At 70.6% G+C, this 19,131-nt stretch carries 18 protein-coding genes; 5 read left to right on the top strand and 13 right to left on the bottom strand.

What is annotated here, in order from left to right:
• Positions 1-15: 15 nt before the first annotated feature.
• Positions 16-681 (top strand): hypothetical protein, encoded by a 666-nt coding sequence (locus IF12_RS0119445; protein WP_030161392.1) that lies wholly within the window; start codon positions 16-18, stop codon positions 679-681.
• Positions 682-684: 3 nt separating this feature from the next.
• Here IF12_RS0119445 and IF12_RS0119440 read toward each other — a convergent pair whose 3' ends face one another.
• The 8 genes from IF12_RS0119440 to IF12_RS0119405 form a co-directional block, all read right to left on the bottom strand.
• Positions 685-1,866 carry a PrsW family intramembrane metalloprotease gene (locus tag IF12_RS0119440; RefSeq protein ID WP_030161390.1) on the bottom strand — a complete coding sequence of 394 codons (1,182 nt, stop codon included), beginning with the start codon at positions 1,864-1,866 and terminating at the stop codon, positions 685-687.
• Positions 1,866-2,459, bottom strand: coding sequence for a hypothetical protein (locus IF12_RS0119435; RefSeq protein WP_133884275.1), 594 nt, complete (start codon positions 2,457-2,459; stop codon positions 1,866-1,868). The genes IF12_RS0119440 and IF12_RS0119435 overlap by 1 nt, the downstream gene beginning before the upstream one ends.
• A 176-nt stretch (positions 2,460-2,635) precedes the next feature.
• Entirely contained in the window at positions 2,636-3,733 is a 1,098-nt protein-coding gene (locus tag IF12_RS0119430) for a branched-chain amino acid aminotransferase (protein ID WP_030161385.1), read from the bottom strand.
• 179 nt (positions 3,734-3,912) lie between these two features.
• On the bottom strand, positions 3,913-4,950 hold the full coding sequence (locus IF12_RS0119425) for a 3-isopropylmalate dehydrogenase (RefSeq protein WP_030161384.1): 1,038 nt from the start codon (positions 4,948-4,950) through the stop codon (positions 3,913-3,915).
• A gap of 210 nt (positions 4,951-5,160) precedes the next feature.
• Entirely contained in the window at positions 5,161-6,759 is a 1,599-nt protein-coding gene (serA, locus tag IF12_RS0119420; protein ID WP_030161382.1) for a phosphoglycerate dehydrogenase, read from the bottom strand.
• Between the two features lie 160 nt (positions 6,760-6,919).
• On the bottom strand, positions 6,920-7,456 hold the full coding sequence (locus IF12_RS0119415) for a regulatory protein RecX (RefSeq protein ID WP_030161380.1): 537 nt from the start codon (positions 7,454-7,456) through the stop codon (positions 6,920-6,922).
• Complete coding sequence (gene recA, locus IF12_RS0119410; RefSeq protein ID WP_030161378.1) at positions 7,431-8,480, bottom strand: recombinase RecA; 1,050 nt, start codon at positions 8,478-8,480, stop codon at positions 7,431-7,433. The genes IF12_RS0119415 and recA overlap by 26 nt, the downstream gene beginning before the upstream one ends.
• A gap of 237 nt (positions 8,481-8,717) precedes the next feature.
• A complete protein-coding gene (locus IF12_RS0119405; RefSeq protein ID WP_030161376.1) occupies positions 8,718-8,921 on the bottom strand; it encodes a DUF3046 domain-containing protein in 204 nt (67 codons plus the stop codon).
• A gap of 162 nt (positions 8,922-9,083) precedes the next feature.
• Here IF12_RS0119405 and IF12_RS0119400 point away from each other — a divergent pair, with 162 nt between their 5' ends.
• Both IF12_RS0119400 and IF12_RS0119395 read left to right on the top strand, forming a co-directional pair.
• On the top strand, positions 9,084-9,656 hold the full coding sequence (locus IF12_RS0119400) for a TetR/AcrR family transcriptional regulator (protein WP_030161374.1): 573 nt from the start codon (positions 9,084-9,086) through the stop codon (positions 9,654-9,656).
• A 256-nt stretch (positions 9,657-9,912) separates the two neighbouring features.
• On the top strand, positions 9,913-10,377 hold the full coding sequence (locus IF12_RS0119395) for a DoxX family protein (RefSeq protein WP_051704627.1): 465 nt from the start codon (positions 9,913-9,915) through the stop codon (positions 10,375-10,377).
• Positions 10,378-10,534: 157 nt separating this feature from the next.
• Here IF12_RS0119395 and IF12_RS0119390 read toward each other — a convergent pair whose 3' ends face one another.
• The 5 genes from IF12_RS0119390 to IF12_RS0119370 form a co-directional block, all read right to left on the bottom strand.
• Positions 10,535-12,610 (bottom strand): DEAD/DEAH box helicase, encoded by a 2,076-nt coding sequence (locus IF12_RS0119390; RefSeq protein WP_081913762.1) that lies wholly within the window; start codon positions 12,608-12,610, stop codon positions 10,535-10,537.
• Positions 12,611-12,831: 221 nt separating this feature from the next.
• Positions 12,832-13,857: a GNAT family N-acetyltransferase gene (locus IF12_RS0119385; protein WP_030161369.1), complete on the bottom strand. Its 1,026-nt coding sequence runs from the start codon at positions 13,855-13,857 to the stop codon at positions 12,832-12,834.
• Positions 13,858-13,917: 60 nt separating this feature from the next.
• On the bottom strand, positions 13,918-14,970 hold the full coding sequence (locus IF12_RS0119380; protein WP_030161368.1) for a GNAT family N-acetyltransferase: 1,053 nt from the start codon (positions 14,968-14,970) through the stop codon (positions 13,918-13,920).
• A gap of 85 nt (positions 14,971-15,055) precedes the next feature.
• Positions 15,056-16,072 carry a GNAT family N-acetyltransferase gene (locus IF12_RS0119375; RefSeq protein WP_030161366.1) on the bottom strand — a complete coding sequence of 339 codons (1,017 nt, stop codon included), beginning with the start codon at positions 16,070-16,072 and terminating at the stop codon, positions 15,056-15,058.
• Between the two features lie 4 nt (positions 16,073-16,076).
• A complete protein-coding gene (locus IF12_RS0119370; RefSeq protein WP_030161364.1) occupies positions 16,077-17,147 on the bottom strand; it encodes a GNAT family N-acetyltransferase in 1,071 nt (356 codons plus the stop codon).
• Between the two features lie 154 nt (positions 17,148-17,301).
• Between IF12_RS0119370 and IF12_RS0119365 the strand changes: the two genes are divergently transcribed.
• Positions 17,302-17,898, top strand: a complete 597-nt coding sequence (locus IF12_RS0119365; RefSeq protein WP_051704626.1) for a SigE family RNA polymerase sigma factor — start codon at positions 17,302-17,304, stop codon at positions 17,896-17,898.
• Positions 17,891-19,081, top strand: a complete 1,191-nt coding sequence (locus tag IF12_RS24395; protein WP_051704625.1) for a hypothetical protein — start codon at positions 17,891-17,893, stop codon at positions 19,079-19,081. Before IF12_RS0119365 ends, IF12_RS24395 begins: the two co-directional genes overlap by 8 nt.
• Positions 19,082-19,131: the final 50 nt, after the last annotated feature.

Genomic DNA, 19,131 nt, shown 5'->3' with positions numbered 1-19,131 from the left:
GACGGTGGGAGACAGGTGGGACTCTTCGGCGCCATCGGGCGCGAGACCAAGGGCGCGATGCGCTCACTCCACTACGATCTGCGGCAGTCGCGGCGGTTCAGGAAGATCGGGGCGATCGCCGTGGTCACGGTCGCGGGCGGCGTCCTGGCGACCGGGGCGCTGCTGCGCGAACCCGTGCCGGGCCTCATGGGCCTCGGCGAAGACGGCGAGGGCGCGGACATCATCGAGGGCTGGTTCGGCATCGGCGCCGAGACCGCCGAGCAGGACCCCGAGTCGATCACCGTGAGCCCGGACGGGCCGGCCGGCGAGGCCGCCGCGCCGGACGCGGGCGAGAGCTCGGAGGAGGCGCAACCGCAGGGGCGCACCAGGGGCACCTCGCCGGCGGGTTCGCCGGGGCTGTCGCCGGGACTCGTCCCGATCGGGGGCGAGACGACCTCCGGTCCGGGCGAGACCGAGGGCGGGACCACGCCGCCGCAGGAGACGACCGGCGAGCCGACCGACTCGCCGTCCGATCTGCCGAGCACCGGCGGTCCGACCACTGGGGAGCCGACCGAGGACCCCACTTCGGACGATCCGAGCGAGGACCCGAGCGCGAGCGAGTCGGTGACGACCCTTCCGGAGCAGGTCTCCAAGGGCGCCTCGGCGGCGCCGGAGCCGCGGAAGGCCCCGATCGGGTCCTGACGGCTACAGCACGCGGTCGGAGCGTTTCGCCTCGGCCAGTTCGGCCCGGATCGCGGCGATGTTGCGCTTGACGGCCGCCACGTCGGGCCCGTCGGGGACCGTCTCGCCGCGGCGCTGGTCGCGGGCGACGAGCGTCGCCAGGTTCACCAGTTCCCGCTGGAGCTTGCGCAGCAGGGTCGCGGCCGGCTTGCCCCAGCGTTTCGCGGCGCACTTGCGGGCCTTGCGGCGGGTGCGCAGCGTCCGCATCTCCGTCAGGTCCTCGGTGGTGATCACCGCCTCGTCCTCGTCGGACATGGTGGTCACGAACCAGTGCCACTCTGCGCGGGCCGCGGAGTTGTAGAGCACGAAGAACAGGCCCAGGATGATCAGGCCCTTCCCGTAGGTCAGGGGGATCGCCAGCGCCGGGGTCAGGCCGCCGGGGACCGGCAGGTTCCACAGGGCGTGCATCCCGAGGGCGAGGCCGAACAGTCCGATGGCGACACCGGCGCGGGTACTGAGGCTGCGGCGCGTCTGCGTCACGAAGAACGCGATGCCGAGCCCTGCCGCTCCGGTGTAGAGCGTGTGCGACCAGGGGCCGGCGACGAGGACGCGGGTGAAGGTGACGCTGAGGGCCCCCGACAGGTCCGAATTCGGGTTGAGCACGGCGAAGTTGATCGCGTACGTGAGGTTCTCGACCACCTGGAAGCCGAGGCCGATCAGGGCGCCGTAGATGAGGCCGTCGATGGAGCGGTCGAAGTGCTCGCGGACGATGAGGACGAGCATGACCACGCCCATGGCCTTGAACCACTCCTCGTTGAGCGGCCCGATGATGGACGGGCCCCAGGTGCGGGCCCACTGGGTGTCGGTCAGTTCGGCGAGGACGACGAGGGCGGCGTTGTTGGAGACCATCGAGAAGGCCACGGCGGCGAGGCCGCCCCAGCAGACGGCGGCGGCGCGGACGGTGGGCGGTTCGCGTTCGAACAGGTCGAGGCGGGCGAGGATCGTGAGGAAGACGATCGCCAGGACCGCGTTGATGGCGATGGAGGCCCACAGGGCGGTCGCGATGTCGCCGTAGTCGGGCGAGAGGACCCGGCCCAGTTCGAGCAGGCCGTAGACGAGGCAGGCCACGAAGAGCCAGTAGGCGGGCCGGCGAAGGCGGATGAACGCGCCCTGGCTCTCGACGACGATGCGTTCGGTGTGGAGCATCAGGCGCCCTCCAGCTCGAACGCGGCGGTGTAGGGGGCGGGGTCGACCTCGTCGGCCTCGGGGTCCTCGCCGGGGGCGAGGAGGACGAGGATGGCGGCGGCGCCCTTGTCGTTGCCGACGATGGTGATCGACCCGGCGGTGTCGATCCCGAGGATGTCGGCGCGGTAGCCCGCGAGCCCGGAGGTCTCGTCGGTGTATTCGCGCAGGTTGTTGTAGGTGTAGCCGTTCTGGGCGACGATCGGCTCGGCGCGGCGTTCGAGAAGGCGCCGGAGGCTGTCGACGCCGGAGTCGACCTCGACCGAGGCGGTCAGGTGGTCGCGGGTGAAGTTCTGGCGCTGCTCGGCGAAGTGGATGCCCGGGCTCGTCCAGCCCTCGCCGGGCAGCTCGAACGCGAGGCTCGCTCCGGCGACGGGGTAGGACTGGAGGTAGAGGGTCTCGCCGGCGCCGATGTTCTGGACCGAGTCGCCGAGGGCGCGTTCGAGCCCGATCCACACGCCGATGGGCAGGGCGATAGCGAGGGCGGCGACGACCGCCTGCCACATGCGTCCCCGCTCCAGGCCCAACCGGTTCAGGCTTATCGTGACCTCGCCCAAATCCCACTCCCCACAGGCAAGACGCGGAGTGCCGAACGCACTCCGCGCCTTGTCCATTGACGGCGCCGCGAGCGGGCGCCGCGACCGTGCTGTCAAGGGTACATATCGGACGCCGCCCTCCGCCCGGTATTCGCCGATCCGCGCGGACGGCGCGCCCGCGCGGATCGGTTGCCCGGTCAGGCGATCCGGGTGGTCCAGCCGTGCGTGTCCTCGGCGCGGCCGTGCTGGAGGTCGAGGATGGTCTGGCGCAGCTGCATCGTGAACTTGCCGGCCTCGCCGCCGTTGACCTGGAACTCGCCTTTGCGGCCCTTGACGGTGCCGACCGGGGTGATCACGGCGGCCGTGCCGCAGGCGAAGGCCTCCGAGAGCACGCCGGACTCGGCGTCCTCACGCCAGCGGGCCAGCGAGTAGTCGGTCTCGCGCACCTCCCACCCGGCCTCGGTCGCCAGGGTGAAGACCGCGTCGCGGGTGATGCCGGGCAGGATCGTGCCGAGCTTGGGCGTGTAGAGGACCCGCTCGTTCTCGTAGACGAAGAACAGGTTCATGCCGCCGAGCTCGTCGACGTTCTCGTACTTGACCGCGTCGAGGAAGACCACCTGGTCGCAGCCGTGCTCGATGGCCTCGGCCTGCGGGAGCAGGCTCGCGGCGTAGTTGCCGCCGCACTTGGCCGCGCCGGTGCCGCCGGGGCCGGCCCGATTGTACTCCTCCGAGACCCACAGAGTCAGCGGCTTCGGGCCGTTCTTGAAGTAGGCGGCCGCCGGGGAGGCGATGACCAGGTAGGAGTACTCCTTGGCGGGCCGCACCCCGAGGAACGCCTCCGAGGCGAACATGTACGGGCGCAGGTAGAGGCTGGCCTCCTCCTGGCCGGGGACCCAGTCGCCGTCGACGGCGAGAAGCTCGCGGATCGAGGCGAGGAAGTACTCCTCGGGCAGCGAGGGCATCGCCATGCGCGAGGCCGAGATGTTGAGGCGGCGCGCGTTGGCCTCGGCGCGGAAGAGGCCGATGCCGCCGTCGGGGTAGCGGTAGGCCTTGAGGCCCTCGAAGATCTCCTGGGCGTAGTGCAGGACCGCCGCGGCCGGTGAGAGCGTCAGGGGCCCGTAGGGCTTGATCGCGGCGTCGTGCCAGCCGCGGCCCTCGGTCCACGTCAGCGTGAACATGTGGTCGGTGAAGTTGGTGCCGAACCCGGGATCGGCGAGGATGCGCTCGCGCTCGGCGGCCGGGGTCGGGTTCGGGTGCGGCTCGCGCCGCAGGTCGGGAAGACCAACGCTTGTCATGGATCTGTCCTTCAGGTCAAACAGTCTGGTGTGGCGGTGCTTACTGGTCCTGATGCCTAACTTACCGCTCGTTCAGGTGGTCGGGCGGCGCGCGGCCCGGTCGTCGCTGACACGGAAAAACGCCCGGCGAGTCGCTCTGGTCAGAGCGCTGCCCGCCGGGCGTCGAAGCTGCTGGCTGGTTAGCTGAGCTGTCCGGCGACGTCGGCGGCTACTCGGTCGCCTACCTCGCCGGTGCGGATCTGGGAGCCGGACTCGCGTCCGGCCAGTTCGCGCTCGCACGCGGCGGCCACCGCGGCGGCGGCGTCGGCGCGGCCGAGGTGCTCGAGCAGGAGCGCGGTCGAGGAGATCGCGGCGACCGGGTCGGCGAGGCCCTGCCCGGCGATGTCGGGGGCCGATCCGTGGACCGGCTCGAACATCGACGGGTGCGTGTGGTCGGGGTTGATCGAACCCGACGCGGCCAATCCGATGCCGCCGGTGACGGCCGCGGCGATGTCGGTGAGGATGTCCCCGAAGAGGTTGTCGGTGACGATGACGTCGAACGTGTGCGGACGGTTCACCAGGAACATGGCCGCCGCGTCGACGTGCTGGTACTCGGTGGTGACGTCGGCGTACTCGGCCGCCACGTCGTCGAAGGCCCGCTTCCACAGGCCGCCGGCGTGGACGAGCACGTTCGTCTTGTGCACCAGCGTCAGGTGCCCGCGGCGGCGGCGCGCGCGCTCGAACGCGTCGCGCACGACCCGCTCGACGCCGTAGCGCGTGTTCAGGGACTCCTCGGTGGCGATCTCGGCCGGGGAGCCGGTGTGGAGGTTCCCGCCGGCGCCGGTGTAGAGCCCCTCGGTGCCCTCGCGGACGACCACGAAGTCGATGTCGCCGGGCTTGACGTCGGCCAGCGGCGAGGAGGCGCCCGGGTAGAGGCGGCTGGGCCGCAGGTTCACGTACTGGTCGAACTCGAAGCGGAGCTTGAGCAGCAGGCCGCGCTCGAGGACCCCGGGGGGCACCGACGGGTCGCCGATGGCGCCCAGGAGGATCGCGTCGTGCTCGTCCAGTTCGGACAGCACCGAGTCGGGCAGGACCTCGCCGGTGCGGTTGTACAGGCGCGCACCCAGGTCGTACTCGGTCGACTCGTATCCGGGAAGGGCCACGGCGAGCACCTTCTGCGCCTCGGCGATGACCTCTTGCCCGATCCCGTCGCCCGGGATGACCGCGATCCTGCTCATGCTGCCTCTCTGCTGGCTCACTCGTGCTGATGCCGACGCCGCGGCTCACCGCGGCGCCGTATCTGGATTCCCGCCCGTCGGCGGTCCGCGCGAAGCGGACCGACCCGTCCACGCCGGCCATTTCATGGCCTGGAACGCGGAATGCGGGCGAGTGCGTTCACAATAACGCACCCGTCCCGCATTTCGACGTACGGCTCTCAGCAGGTGGAATCAGTCTTGGAGGGTGACCGCTTTGATGCCGGTCGCGCCCACGGCGGCCTTGATGCCGTCGAGCACGTCGGCCGCCACCGGCGCGTCGAGCGCCAGCGCCATCACGGCCTCGCCGCCCGCGGCCTTGCGCGCCACCTGCATCGCGGCGATGTTCACGCCCAGGTCGCCCAGGGCCCCGCCGATGAGGCCGACCACGCCGGGCCGGTCGGTGTAGCGCAGGAACAGCAGCGACCCGTCGAGGTCGATGTCGAGCTCGAACCCGTCGATCTCGGTCAGGCGCGGGCCGCCGTGCAGGCCGGGGCTGATCGTGCCCGAGACCTGGAGGCCCCGGCCGTCGACCATCGCGCCGCGCAGGGTCAGCTCGACCTGGTACTCCGGCGACTCCTTCGCCGTCAGCAGGCCGACCTCGACCCCGCGCTGCTCGGCGACGAGCGGCGCGTTCACGTAGGTGACCGAGTCGGCCACGTCCACGAACAGGCCCTTGGAGGCGGCGAGCTGGAGGACGGTCACGTCGTGCTCGATGACCTCGCCGCGGACCTCGACCGTGACGGACTGGACGGCCGAGCCGGCCAGCGCGTTGAAGGTGCGGCCCAGGCGCTCGGCGAGCGGCAGCAGCGGGCGCACGGCCTCGGCGACCACGCCGCCGGCCTGCACGTTCGCGGCGTCCGGGACGAACTCGCCCGACAGGGCGAGCTTGACGCTCTTGGCGACGGCGAGTCCGGCGTTGTCCTGGGCCTCGCGGGTGGAGGCGCCCAGGTGCGGGGCGGCGACCACGTTGTCGAGGGTGAACAGCGGCGAGTCGGTGCACGGCTCCTTGACGAACACGTCGAGGCCCGCTGCGGCCACGCGGCCGTCCTGGAGGGCCGCGGCGAGCGCGTCCTCGTCGATGAGGCCGCCGCGGGCGGCGTTGACGATCCGCACGCCGGGCTTGACCTTGTCGAGGGCGTCCTCGCCGATGATCCCGACGGTCTCGGGGGTCTTCGGCAGGTGGATGGTGATGAAGTCCGAGACCGACAGCAGGGTGTCGAGGTCGACGAGCCGGACGCCGAGCTTCGCGGCGATCGCGGGCTGGGCGTACGGGTCGTAGGCGACGACGTCCATGTCGAAGGCCTGCATGCGGGTGGTGACGAGCTGGCCGATCTTGCCGAAGCCGACCACGCCGAGGGTCTTGCCCTGGATCTCGACGCCGGTGAACTTCTTGCGGTCCCAGCGGCCGGCGCGCAGCGAGGCGTCGGCGCGGGCGATGTGGCGGGCGCTGGCGAGCAGCAGCGTGACGGCCTGCTCGGCGGCCGAGACGATGTTGGAGGTCGGCGCGTTGACGACCATGACGCCGCGCTCGGTGGCGGTGGGCAGGTCGACGTTGTCGAGGCCCACGCCCGCGCGGGCGATGACCTTGAGCTTGGGGGCGGCCTCCATCGCGGCGGCGTTGATGGTGGTCGCGGAGCGGACGATCACGGCGTCGGCGTCGGTCAGCGCGGCGTGGAGGGAGTCCACGTTCGTACCGTCGATCTCCCGGACGTCGAAGTCTCCGGAGAGGACCTCGATCGCAGCGGGCGCGAGCGGGTCGGCAATGACCACGACGGGCTTCGGATCGGTCATGGATACCTCGCAAAGGTAAGGAGAGACGAATAGACCGGGCGCGGCGCTGCGTCGTCGGGGCCAATGGTATGTCGAACGCGTTAACGGCTCCTTACCGACCTGCCGCATTCCGAATCCTGGAACACCGAGGACCCTGCACGCGACTTGTGCTCGCTTCCGGTTATTCGAAGTGGGCGTCCTCGTCGAGGAGTTCGGCCGCTTCGCTCTCGGCCTCCGCCAGGACCTGCTTGACCACCGGGATCGCCACGCCGGAGCCGTAGCCCTTGCGGGCGAGCATCCCTACCAATTTGCGAAGCACCGCCTCGTCGCTCTGGCCCGCGAGCGAGCGGTACTGGCGGCGGGCCAGCGCCAGAGCCGCCTCGCGCTCGTCCTCGTCGCTGACGGCCTCGACCGCCGCCTCCACGAACTCGGGGTCGACGCCTTTGCGGCGCAGCTCCCCCGCGAGGACCTTCTTCGACAGGCCCCGGCTGCGGTGGCGCGAGTCGACCCAGGCGCGGGCGAAGACCGCGTCGTCGATGAGGCCGACCTCGGCGTAGCGCTCCAGGATCTCGGCGACCACGGTCTCCTCGAAGCCCTTGCGGCGCATCGAGTCGCCGAGTTCGGTGCGGGTCCTGGGCCGGCCCGACAGCAGTTGGAGACAGTACTGCCGGGCCGCCTCGGGATCGTTCGGCTTAGAAGTCGACCGGGGGTTCTTCAATCTCGTCCTCGACCGGTGCGTCTGCGGCGGCGTCCACGCCGAGCTTCTCCTTGATCTTCTTCTCGATCTCCAGGGCCAGGTCCGGGTTCTCCTTGAGGTTGGTCCGGGCCTTCTCCTTGCCCTGGCCGAGCTGGTCGCCCTCGTAGGTGTACCAGGCGCCGGACTTCTTGACGATGCCGTGCTCGACGCCCATGTCGATGAGCGAGCCCTCCTTGGAGACGCCCACGCCGTAGAGGATGTCGAACTCGGCCTGCCGGAACGGCGAGCCGACCTTGTTCTTGACGACCTTGACGCGGGTGCGGTTGCCCACGGCCTCGCCGGCGTCCTTGAGCGTCTCGATCCGGCGGATGTCCAAGCGCACCGAGGCGTAGAACTTGAGCGCCTTGCCGCCGGCGGTGGTCTCGGGCGAGCCGAACATGACGCCGATCTTCTCGCGCAGCTGGTTGATGAAGATCATCGTGGTGCCCGTGTTGTTCAGGCCGCCGGTGATCTTGCGCAGGGCCTGGCTCATCAGGCGGGCCTGGAGGCCGACGTGCGAGTCACCCATCTCGCCCTCGATCTCGGCGCGCGGCACGAGCGCGGCCACCGAGTCGATGACGATGAGGTCGACCGCGCCGGAGCGGACCAGCATGTCGGCGATCTCCAGGGCCTGCTCACCGGTGTCTGGCTGGCTCACCAGGAGGTCGTCGACATTGACGCCGAGCTTCTCGGCGTAGATCGGGTCGAGCGCGTGCTCGGCGTCGATCATCGCCGCGACGCCGCCTTCGGCCTGCACGTTCGCCATGGCGTGCAGGGCGATCGTGGTCTTACCACTGGATTCGGGACCGTAGATCTCGATGATCCGGCCCTGCGGCAGACCGCCGACGCCGAGCGCCACGTCGAGCGCGATCGAACCGGTCGAGATGGTCTTGACGTTCTGCTTCGGCTTCTCGCCCAGTCGCATGACCGAGCCCTTGCCGAACTGCTTGTCGATCTGGGCCAGCGCGAGATCGAGCGCCTTGGCCTTGTCCTGAGCGGAGTTCATTCCGCCTCCCCTGGATCCTGTCTGCTTAGCCATACCGAACACGGTAGTCGGCCCCACCGACAACCTAGAGCAGCGGCTTGTTCGAACAGGGCACATCTCGCAGAGATGAAAGAAGTACAGGTCGCGGAGATGAAGGAAGCACAGGTCGGAGAAATGAGGAAGGCACAGGTCGCGGAGATGAAGAATGCACGGGTCCCTAAGGAGTCGGGATCACCGGTCACTACGGCCGCGGCCCGGTCAGCGGACCAGGCGGGCGGGGATGCGTTCGGGCCAGGCGCGGCAGACGGCCATCCACACGGCCTTGGCGTTCTCGCCCTCGGCGAGGGCCTGGTCGATGGTGCGGCCGCCGAGCTGGCCCACCGCCTGGTCGGCGGCGACCGACCGTGCGTAGGCGGCCCCGAAGGTCTCGTTCATCCGGTCCCAGAAATCGCTCAGTTGCACTCGTCGACCACTCCCCGCCGTTGCGCCCGGGCCGGATGCCGTGCCGGCGTCCCGCCCCCTCGTCGATGCCGCCGCGCGATGCGCTGTTTCCCGTGCGACTCCATGCGACAACGGTAGGCGACTCCTTGGCTGGGGGCCGCGCCCAGGTGGCAAGATTGCCAAGTGCCTCGCGTCAGCCAAGAACACCTCGACTCCCGCCGTCAGCAGATCCTCGACGGCGCCCGTTCGTGCTTCGCCCGATTCGGCTACGAGGGAGCGACCGTGCGGCGGCTGGAGGAGGCCACGGGGCTCTCGCGCGGGGCGATCTTCCACCACTTCCGGGACAAGGACGCCCTGTTCCTGGCCGTGGCCTCGGTCGACGCGGCCGAGATGGCCGCGACGGTGGCCGAGCGGGGCCTGGTCGGGGTCATGCAGGATCTGACGGCCGGGGCCGACAAGCCCGAGATCGCCGGCTGGCTCGGCACCCAGTTGGAGGTGGCCCGCCGCCTGCGCACCGACCCGGAGTTCGCCGAGGCCTGGGGGCGGCGGCGCGAGGCGATCGCCGAGGCGAGCCGGGAGCGGCTGGAGCACCAGCGGGAGTTCGGGGCGCTGCGCACCGATCTCGACATCGAGGTGCTCGCCGGTTTCCTCCAGCTCATGTACGACGGCCTGGTGCGCTATCTGGCGACCGGCCGGGACGATCTGGACATCACGCGGATCCTGCAATTGGTGGAAGAAGCGGTCCGCCGCCACTGAGGTCGGTGCGGGTCGCGTCCAGGACCGCACCTCCGTCCACTTTCGTCACTCTGTGTCCGCACTGCAAATCAGAGCACATACTGTGAACATCTTCTATATTTACACATACCTATATTTCTTGGTATGATCCCTGGTTAGTTGAACTATCAACGAATGCTGCCTCGGGCTCCCCCACCTGGAGACGGCGGTCGAAGGCGACCTCTGTCCGGCATCCCGTCGGTCCGGTTCAGGGCGGCATCTACCTGGGAGGTCATATATGTTCGCCAGACTTCAACCCTACGCGCTCCTCATCGGACGCATCATGCTCGGCATCGTCTTCATCGCACACGGCTGGCAGAAGCTGGCCATCAACGGCATGGACGCGACCGTGCAGGGCTTCACCAACTTGGGCATCCCGGCACCCACGTTGGCGGCCTACTTCACGGCCATCGCCGAACTGGTCGGCGGTGGGCTGCTCATCATCGGCGCGTTGCTGCCCCTGGTGGGCCTGGCCCTTGCCGGGGTCATGTTGGGAGCGCTCTACTACGTGCACTCCGACGGCGGGTTCTTCTCGCGCGAGGGCGGCTACGAATATGTGCTGCTCCTGGCGGTCATCTCGATCGCCATCGGGTTCTCCGGCGGCGGCAAGTGGGCCCTGGACTCGTTGTGGCTCAACGCTAAGAAAGCCGAGAGCGTCGAACAGTCGCAGGCCGCCGCGGAAACGGCCGGCTCGCCGGTCTAGCGGGAGCGCTCCGACCGGGACGGGCACCGTCGCCCGCCCTGTCGACACCACGGCACTCGACACGCCCTCGAAGACGGTTCGGATGCCCGAGTCTCCCGTGGAGACGCGAAACGGCCCCGGGGAACCTCGTTCCCCGGGGCCGCTCGTCGATCAGTGCTTACCAGCGGTCGCGACGCTCGCGGTCGCCTCGGAAGCCGCCGCGCTCGCCGCGGTCGTCGCCGCGGAAACCACCGCGGTTGCCCCGGTCGTCGCTGCGGAAGCCGCCGCCGCCACGGTTGTCGCGGTCGCCGTAGCTGCGCGCCGGACGGTCACCGTAGCCACCGCCGCGGCTGCCGCGGTCGTCGCTGCGGAAGCCGCCGCCACCGCGGTTGTCGCGGTCGCCGTAGCTGCGCGCCGGACGGTCGCCATAGCCGCCGCCGCGGTTGTCACGGTCGCCGTAACCGCCGCCGCCTTCGCGGTTCCCGCGGTAGCCGCCGCCACCGCCGCCTTCACGGTTGCCTCGGTAGCCGCCCTCGCGGTTGCCTCGGTAACCGCCGCGGTCGCCGCCCTCGCGGTTCCCGCGGTAGCCGCCGCCACCGCCTTCGCGGTTGCCCCGGTAGCCGCCACGGCCGCCTTCACGGCGGTCGCCGCCGCGGTCGTCGCGGCGCGGGCCGCGGTCGCGCTTGGACGGGCCCTCGATGATCTCGCGCTCGGCCTGAGCCCGCAGGCGGGTCGCCTCGGTCCGCAGACCCTCGGCGTCCTCGCGGAGCCGCTGGATCTGCTTCTCCAGTCGGGCCGCCTCGGCGTCGTTCTGCGAGGCCTGGTGGTCGGCCGCGACCGCGCGCAGGTCGGTGAAGTTGCGCGCGCCCATGAGCGCGGTCAGCTCCGGGTCGAAGTTGTCGTTCACGTAGTGGCGCTGCGCCTCGACGCCGGCGCGCTCGATGAGGCTGAACATGCCGCGGTTCTGGTGCGGCAGCACCAGGGTCGCCACATGCCCGGACTGCCCGGCGCGCGCGGTGCGCCCGGCGCGGTGCAGGTAGTCCTTGTGGGTCTTCGGCGGGTCGACGTGGAGGACCATGTCGACGCCGTCCACGTGGATGCCGCGGGCGGCGACGTCGGTGCACACCAGGGCGTCCAGGCGGCCGTTCTTGAAGCGGTCGAGGACCTTCGAGCGGTCTACCTGGGACATGCCACCGTGCAGGCCCTCGGCCTTGATGCCGGCCTCGCGCAGTTCGTCCGCGATGCGGTCGACGGCGAGCTGGGTCCGCACGAACACCATCGTCAGGCCCGGGCGGGCCGCGACGGCGGCGGTCATCGTGGCCTTGTCGCGCGGGCCGATGAGCAGCAGGTGGTGGGTCATGGTCGTGACCGAGCCGGCCGACGGGTCCACCGAGTGGGTCACCGGGTCGGACAGGTACTTCCGGACCAGGACGTCGATCTCCTTCTCCAGCGTGGCGGAGAAGAGCATGCGCTGGCCGCCGACGGGGAGCATGTCGAACAGCTCCTCGACCTCGGGCAGGAAGCCCATGTCGGCCATCTGGTCGGCCTCGTCGAGGATCGCCAGCTCGACCGAGTCGAGCGAGCACTCGCCGCGGCGGATCAGGTCGCGCAGGCGCCCCGGCGTGGCGACGAGCATGTCGACCCCGGCGCGCAGGGCGTCGATCTGGCGCGAGAACGCGGTGCCGCCGCAGACGACCTTCATGTCGATGCCGACGGCGTCGCCGAAGGTCTGGAGCGACTCGGCGACCTGGATCGCGAGTTCACGCGTAGGGGTGAGGATGATGGCGCGCGGGCGCTTGGCCTTGGTGCGGCCCCCGGCGGCGAGCCGCGAGAGGGTCGGCAGGCCGAAGGCCAGGGTCTTGCCGGAGCCGGTCTGCCCGCGGCCGAGGATGTCGCGCCCGGAGAGCGCGTCGGGGATCGTCGCGGCCTGGATCGGGAAGGGCGTGATGATGCCCTGCTCGGCCAGCGCGGCGGTGATCTTCTCGGGCAGGCCGAGTTCCTCGAAGCTGGGGCCGGTGTAGGCGGGGACCGCGTCGGTCTCGACGGTGAAGTCCGCCTCGGGGGCGGCGGCGACCGGAGCGGCGCTTGCGGCGGCGGCTTCGGTGACGGCCTCGGCTTCCGCGACGGGAGCGGCCTCGGTCACCGCGACGGCCTCGACGGCCGGCGCTTCGGTGATTTCGGGGGTTTCTGTGGTTTCGAGTGCAGTGTCGGGTTCACTGATGGCAGCATCCGGCACAGTCGGGTCAATAGTCATGGTTCGCCTTCCGCGAGAACGACTTCGTGAGTGACGCACGTTCCGCGGAGATTTGGTTCACCATAAGCCGACGGTGATGGGGCGGGACGCGCCTGATCGGGCCACTATGAGGGCCAGCTAATGACAATAGCCGACCGTGGGGAGAGCTTGCCACCTCCACGGCCGGCTTGTGCCTGGGGACACCTTTTCGCAGGCGTGCGGGCGGGTTCGGGCCGGGCGGTTCAGCCGGCGAGCTTGATCTGGTATTCGCCGAAGGCGTCGACGATCTCGTACCCGAGGGTGACGTTGATGTCGATCATCGGGGCGTTGACGTCGGCGTTGTCGGTCCAGATGTGGGTGACCTGCGGGCGGTGCTCGCGCACGAGCCGCAGGTTGACGAGCTTCAGGAGCATGCCGAGCCGGTGGCCGCGGTGGCCGGGGTCGACGATGGTGATGCCCTGGAACGCGTCCGGGTACTCGGGGTCGTCGTTGGTGAACACGGCGGTGTTGGCGACGACCTCGCCGCTCGCGCGGTGGCGGGCTACGGTCTGGACGGGCGTGATCCCCATGGCCGCGTTGCGGTCGGCGCGGGCGTTCTTGATCTCGGCGTCGATGGTCTCGGGTTCGAGTTCGAGGTCGCCGAGCGGGACTTCGGCGAGGATCGTGGAGTCGATGCGGGCCATGGTCTCGACCAGTTCCTCGGGGGTGCGCCTGAGCCAGGAGATGATCTCGTAATCCTCGCCGGCGGCGGCCGCGGCCTTGTCGAGGAGCGCCTGCTCGGTGTCGTGGTCGAGGGCGTCGACCGCGCAGCGGCGGTTGATCGAGGTGAGGGCGAGTTTGAAGCCGTGCTTTTCGAGGAGGCGGCGGCCGGCTTCGCTGCGTTCGACGCCGTCTTCCCAGGTCATGAGGGATTCGAGGGTGAGTTCGGTGCGGCCGTGCTCGCGTCCGAAGTCGAGGAAGTGGCGCAGGAGGGCGGTGCCGTGGCCGCGGCGGCGGTGGTCGGGGTGCACATGGAGGTCGGCCCAGCCGAAGTGGAGGTTGCTGCGGTTGGGCAGGCCGGTGTGGAGGCAGCCGACGACCCGGCCGTCCTCGACGGCGACGAAGTGCCGCTCGTCCTCGTCGGGCGGGGGGTTGATCAGGCCTTTGACGAAGCTGCCCCAGTGCGGCGCCGGGTTGTCCGGGCAGTCGGCCGCGTGGGCGGCGCGGCGCACCTCGAAGGCGCCGGAGACGAGGTCGCCGTCAGCGGGGTCGAGTTCGATGATTTCCATCTGGTCAGTTTGAGGAACGGGTATGACCTGCGGCAAGCGAATTTCGGATTCGGCGGCCGCTCAGGGCCGGATCGGGCGCTGGTAGACGCGGATGGCGTCGACGGGGCGGTAGCCGAGGCGGTCGTTGATGGCGATCATGTGCTCGTTGACGTCGGCGTTGCTGGTCCAGATCCGCTTGACGTTCGGGAAGGCCTCGCGCAGCAGGCGCAGGTTCGCGAGTTTGACGAGCAGGCCGAGGCGGTGGCCACGGTGGGCCGGGTCGACGATCGTGATCTTGAGCAGGCAGTGCTCGGCGGCGGGGTCGGCGAACGCGTCGAAGCGGGTGTGGGCGACGACTTCGCCGGTGGCGCGGTGGACGGCGACGGTCTCGACCCCGATCTTGCGGTGGGCGGCGGTCGCGGCCTCCTTGGCGCGGACCTTCGCGGCGTCGACCTGCTCGGGGGCCATGTCGAGCTCTCCCAGGGGAATCTCTTCGAGGACCATGGCCTCCATGCGGGCGAGGGATTCCACCAGGTCCTCGGGGGCCGGGCCGGTCCAGCCGCGCACCTCGTAGTCGAACCCGGAGGCGGCGGCCGCGTCCCAGTGGCGCCGCTCGGTCTCGGGGTCGAGGGCGTCCACGGGGCAGTCGCGCCGCACGTTGACGATCGCGAGTTCGAAGCCGTTGCGCTCCAGGAACTTCGAGCCGTGGTCGGGGCGCTCGGGCCCGTCTTTCCAGGTGCCGATGGTGGCCGAGGCCAGGACGGACCGGCCTTCGCTGCGGCAGTGGTCGAGGGCGAACCGGAGCAGGGCGCTGCCGTGGCCCCTGCCGCGGTGGTCGGGGTGGACGAGCAGTTCGGCGGCGGCGAGCTGCGGGTTCTCCGCGGCCATGACGTCGATGGCGAGGTAGCCGACGACGGTGCCGTCCTCGGTCGCGACGAAGCGGCGCGAGAGGATGCCCGCTTCGGGGTGGGCGAGTTCGCCGAGGAAGGAGTCCTTGACGAGGGCGGGACCGTCGGGGGCGTCGACGGTGCGGACGAGGGCCGCGAGGTCGGCCACCTGGTGCAGGAGGGCGTCGCCGGCGGGGGTGCCGCCGGCGATGCCCTCGTCGTTGATGTCGAGTTCGGTGATCTCCATCGAAGCAGTATGTCGGAGATCCTTGGGGCAGTGGTGGAGACGGGTGGAAAGCGGTGGGCTCGGCCGCTGGGGGCCGGTCCCGGTGTCAGTCGGTGAGGTCGCGCCGGTAGGAGACCCGGGCGTCGACGGGCCGGAATCCGAGCCGGTCGTTGATGGCGGCCATGTTGGCGTTGGTGTCGGCGTTGCCGGTCCAGATGTGGGTGGTGTGCGGGAAGCGCTCGCGCAGCAGGCGCAGGTTCGCGAGCTTGACGAGCAGGCCGAGGCGGTGGCCGCGGTGGGCCGGGGCCGCGATGGTGATGCCCTGTTGGACGTGCGACTGCCCCTCGTGGGTGAACAGGACGGTGTTCGCGGCGACCTCGCCGGTGTCCCTGCGGACGGCGATGGTGCGGATCAGGTTGTCGCCCATGACTTCGGCGCGTCGCTCGCGGGTGCGGATGAACTCGGCGTCGACGGTGCGGGGGCGCAGGTCGATCTCGCCGAGGGGGATCTCGCTGAAGATCAGCGACTCGATCCGGCCGAGGCTCTCGAGGTACCGGTCGGGGCAGCGGCCGACCCAGGAGACGACCTCGTAGTCGCGCGCGGCGGCTTCCGCCTCCCGCCGCATCAGCGCTTCCTCGGCGGGGTCGATCGACGCGATCGGGAGGTTGCGGTCGACTTCGGTGAGCGCGGCTTTGAAACCGCGTCTCTCCAGGAACTTCGCGCCGGTGTCGGGGCGGCTCGGGCCGTCCTCCCAGGCGGCGCGGGTGAGGACGACCAGTTCGGTGCGGCCTTCGCGGCGGGCGAGGTCGATCATGTGGTCGAGCAGGGCCGAGCCGACGCCGCGGCGGCGATGAGCGGGGTCGACGGCCAGCTCGATTTCGGCGTAGTGGCGGTTCTCCTTGGCCGGCAGGTAGATCCAGTACTGGCCGAGCAGGGTGCCGGCCTCAGTGACCGTGTGGCAGCGGTGCTCGCCGTCCGGCGGCGGGTAGAGGAGCTCGTCGGCGTAGCGGCGTTCGGGGACCGGCGCGAGTTCGGGGGTCTCGGCCTCGCGGACGCGTTCGAACAGCGCACTGACCTGTGCGACGGCGTCGCGGTCGGCGGGGTCGAGGCGCTTGATCTCCATGCGGTCAGGCCCCGATCTTGCGCTGGTACTCGGCGTAACCGTCCACGGTGGTGTTTCCGAGGAGTTCGTTGATGGCGATCATGTGCTCGTTGATGTCGGCGTTGTCGGTCCAGATCCACTCGATGTGGCCGAAGCGCTCGCGCAGCAGGCGCAGGTTCGCGAGCTTGACGAGCAGCCCGAGGCGGTGCCCGCGGTGGGCTGGGTCGACGATCGTGATGGCCTGGTGGGCGTCGGGGTAGTCGCCGAAGTCGGTGTCGATCTCGGTCCAGGCGACCACCTCGCCGGTGGCGCGCTCGATCGCGACGGAGTGGACGTTGACGCGTCCCTCGGCGAGGTTCACGGCCTCGCGCCCGCGCAGCTTCTCGGCGTCCACCCGCTCGGGTTCGAGCTCCAGCTCCCCCATGGGGACCTCGCTCATGATCATCGTCTCCATGCGGCACATGGTGTCGAGCAGGTCGTCGGGCACGGGCCCGGACCATTGGCGCAGCTCGTAGGCATCGCCGGCCTTCGCCAGCGCCTCGTCGAAGCGGCGCGCCTCCTCTTCGGGAGGGAACGGGGCTACGGGGCTGCGGCGGTTGACGAGGGTGAGCGCGCGGGCGTAGCCGCGGCGTTCGAGGGCGTTCGCGCCGATCTCCTCGCGCGCGGGCCCGCCCTCCCAGAAGATCGGGACGGCGGTGGCGATGGTGGTGCGGCCCCGCTCGGCGCAGAAGCGCTCGACGTGTTCGATCAGGGCCGTCCCGTGTCCGCGGCGGCGGTGGCCGGGCGGCACGGACACGTCGAACATGGCGAAGTCGGTGTTCTCGTCGGTGTGGAAGACGACGCGGGCGAGTCCGACCAGGCGGTCGCCCTCGGCGTCGGCCTCGTTGTCGCCCTCGGCGCTGGCTTCGTCGCCCGCTTCGACGGCGGCGAACCAGTGGTTCTCGCGGCCGGGGAATTGGTGGGTGAACATGGTCTTGAAGAACCGCTCGACCGGCGCCGGGTTCTCGGGCGTGTCGGCGCGGTGTACCGCGACGCGGAGGGCGAAGGCCCGATCGATCAGATCGGGCGCGGCCTTGTCGAATTCGATGATCTGCACGGCATCAGTGTGCCTGCCGCGCACGCTCGGTTCAATCAGGTTTCCGCATGGGCCGTTCGGTCAGGCACAGTCGACCGTTCGGAGGATACGGCCTCGCGGGGTCCGGCCCGTCTAGCAAGGTACCCACACCTTTTCTCATGGAACGGAACCGATCGTGAGCGGACCGACCGCCCCGTCAGGGGTACCGCCGGCGCGGCAGGGCGAGTTCGAGGAGTTCGTCAGAGCCCGATCGGGGGCGCTGTACGCCGCGGCGTACCTGCTCACCGGCGACCGCGGACTCGCCGAAGACCTCGTGCAGGACGCCCTCGCCCGCACCTGGCGTTCCTGGAAGCGCCTGCACCGCACGGCGAACGCGGAGGCCTACACCAGGCGCACCATGTACCACCTGCACGTGAGCCGCTGGCGGCGCGCGAAGGTCGCCGAGATCGCGACCGCGTCCATGCCCGAGCGGCCTGACACCGGCGGCACGGACGAGTCCGACACGGCCCTGCGGCTCGCGGTGCACGCCGCGCTGCTGTCGCTCCCGGCGAGCCAGCGCGCGGCGATCGTGCTGCGCTACTTCGACGACCAGACCGAGGCGAGCGCGGCGGCCATCCTGGACTGCCCGGTCACCACCCTGCGGTCGCGGGTCCAGCGCGGACTGCGGCGGCTGCGGCGGTCCTTCCCCGAACTGGTGCTCGGCGAGCCGGGCACGCCCCGCGCCCCGTGGGAGATGGAGTTCGAGAATGCCAGAGGAGAGGCTCATGCCTGATTCGATTCGCGAACTGCTGCAAGGCATCGCCGGCGACGAGCCGGGGCCCTCCGCGGACCTGGCCGCGGGCGCGTTCAAGAGGGCCCGGACCATCGGGCGCCGCCGGATGGCCGCCGCGGTCGTCGGCGCGGTCACCGCGCTCGCTCTGGCATCGGTGGGCGCGGCGGCGCTGATCGACCCCGACGCGGCGCCGGAGCCGGCGCCGGCCGTCACGTCGGCGACCGACGCCTCTCCGACCGACGTGTCGAGTCCGAGCGAGCCGGTCGAGACCACCGCCGAGTCATCGGCGCCCGAGACCGATTCGACCGACCACGGTTGCGGGTCGCTCGACGGCTGGGACGGCTGGGGCGCCTCGGAGGCGTCCGCGCCCTTGCAGTCGCTGCCCGAGGTGCTCTATTTCGAGGTGCGCGACGACGGCATGGACAGTCCGAGCATCGTGCGCTTCGACGACGACGGGCACGAGTACGTGCTCGACGGGAACGACGGGTACGCGCTGGCCCCGAACGGCGATCGCTACGCGACCTCGGCGGGGGGCGAATGCGCGATGTTCCTGGCGACGCTCGGGGGGACCGGCGCGGAGGTCCCGGAGCTGGGCACGTTCGGGCCGCGCTGCGAGCCGTACTGGTCCCCCGACTCGAACCGGGTGGTGCTCAACGCACCCGCCGACGACGAGGGCGAGGGCGGGTTCCTGCTCGATGTCACCACCGGCGAGTCCTTCGCGCTGCCTGCGGAGGTCGGCTGCTCGCCGCGGTGGTCGGCGGACGGCGAGTACCTCGTCAGCGCCGATCTCAGCGTCGCGATGCGCCCGGACGGGAGCGGCCGGGTGGCGCTGGGAGGGGTGTGGACGGACGCCGAGGATTTCACGGGCCTGTCCGCGATCTCGGCGGATCTGGGCCGCGCCTGCCTTCAGATGGACGAGTCGCCGGTCCCGCCGGATCCAGCGGACGCGAACCGCTGCGACCTCTACGTGGACTTGCGGACCGGTGTCGAGCTGGAGCTGCCGGTCGCGACGCAGTCGGCGCAGGTGGTGTTCCTTGAGGACGGGTCGATGATCGTCACCGACGACCAGTACGGCACGGTCGTGGTGAGCCTCGTGGGCGAGGACGGGACGGTGCTGGACGAGCGGACGCTGCCGGGCCTGTCCAGCGGGGGGACGTACCTGCGCGGCTACCACACCGGCTGAGGCGAAGCTCGGCACCACAGAAGCCGCTGTCCTTCAGGTGAAGGGCAGCG

The sequence above is a fragment of the Glycomyces sp. NRRL B-16210 genome (genome assembly GCF_000719515.1).
GTDB lineage: Bacteria > Actinomycetota > Actinomycetes > Mycobacteriales > Micromonosporaceae > Glycomyces.
Note: the sequence above shows the minus strand (reverse complement) of the source record. Positions and strands in the feature narration are given on the sequence as shown.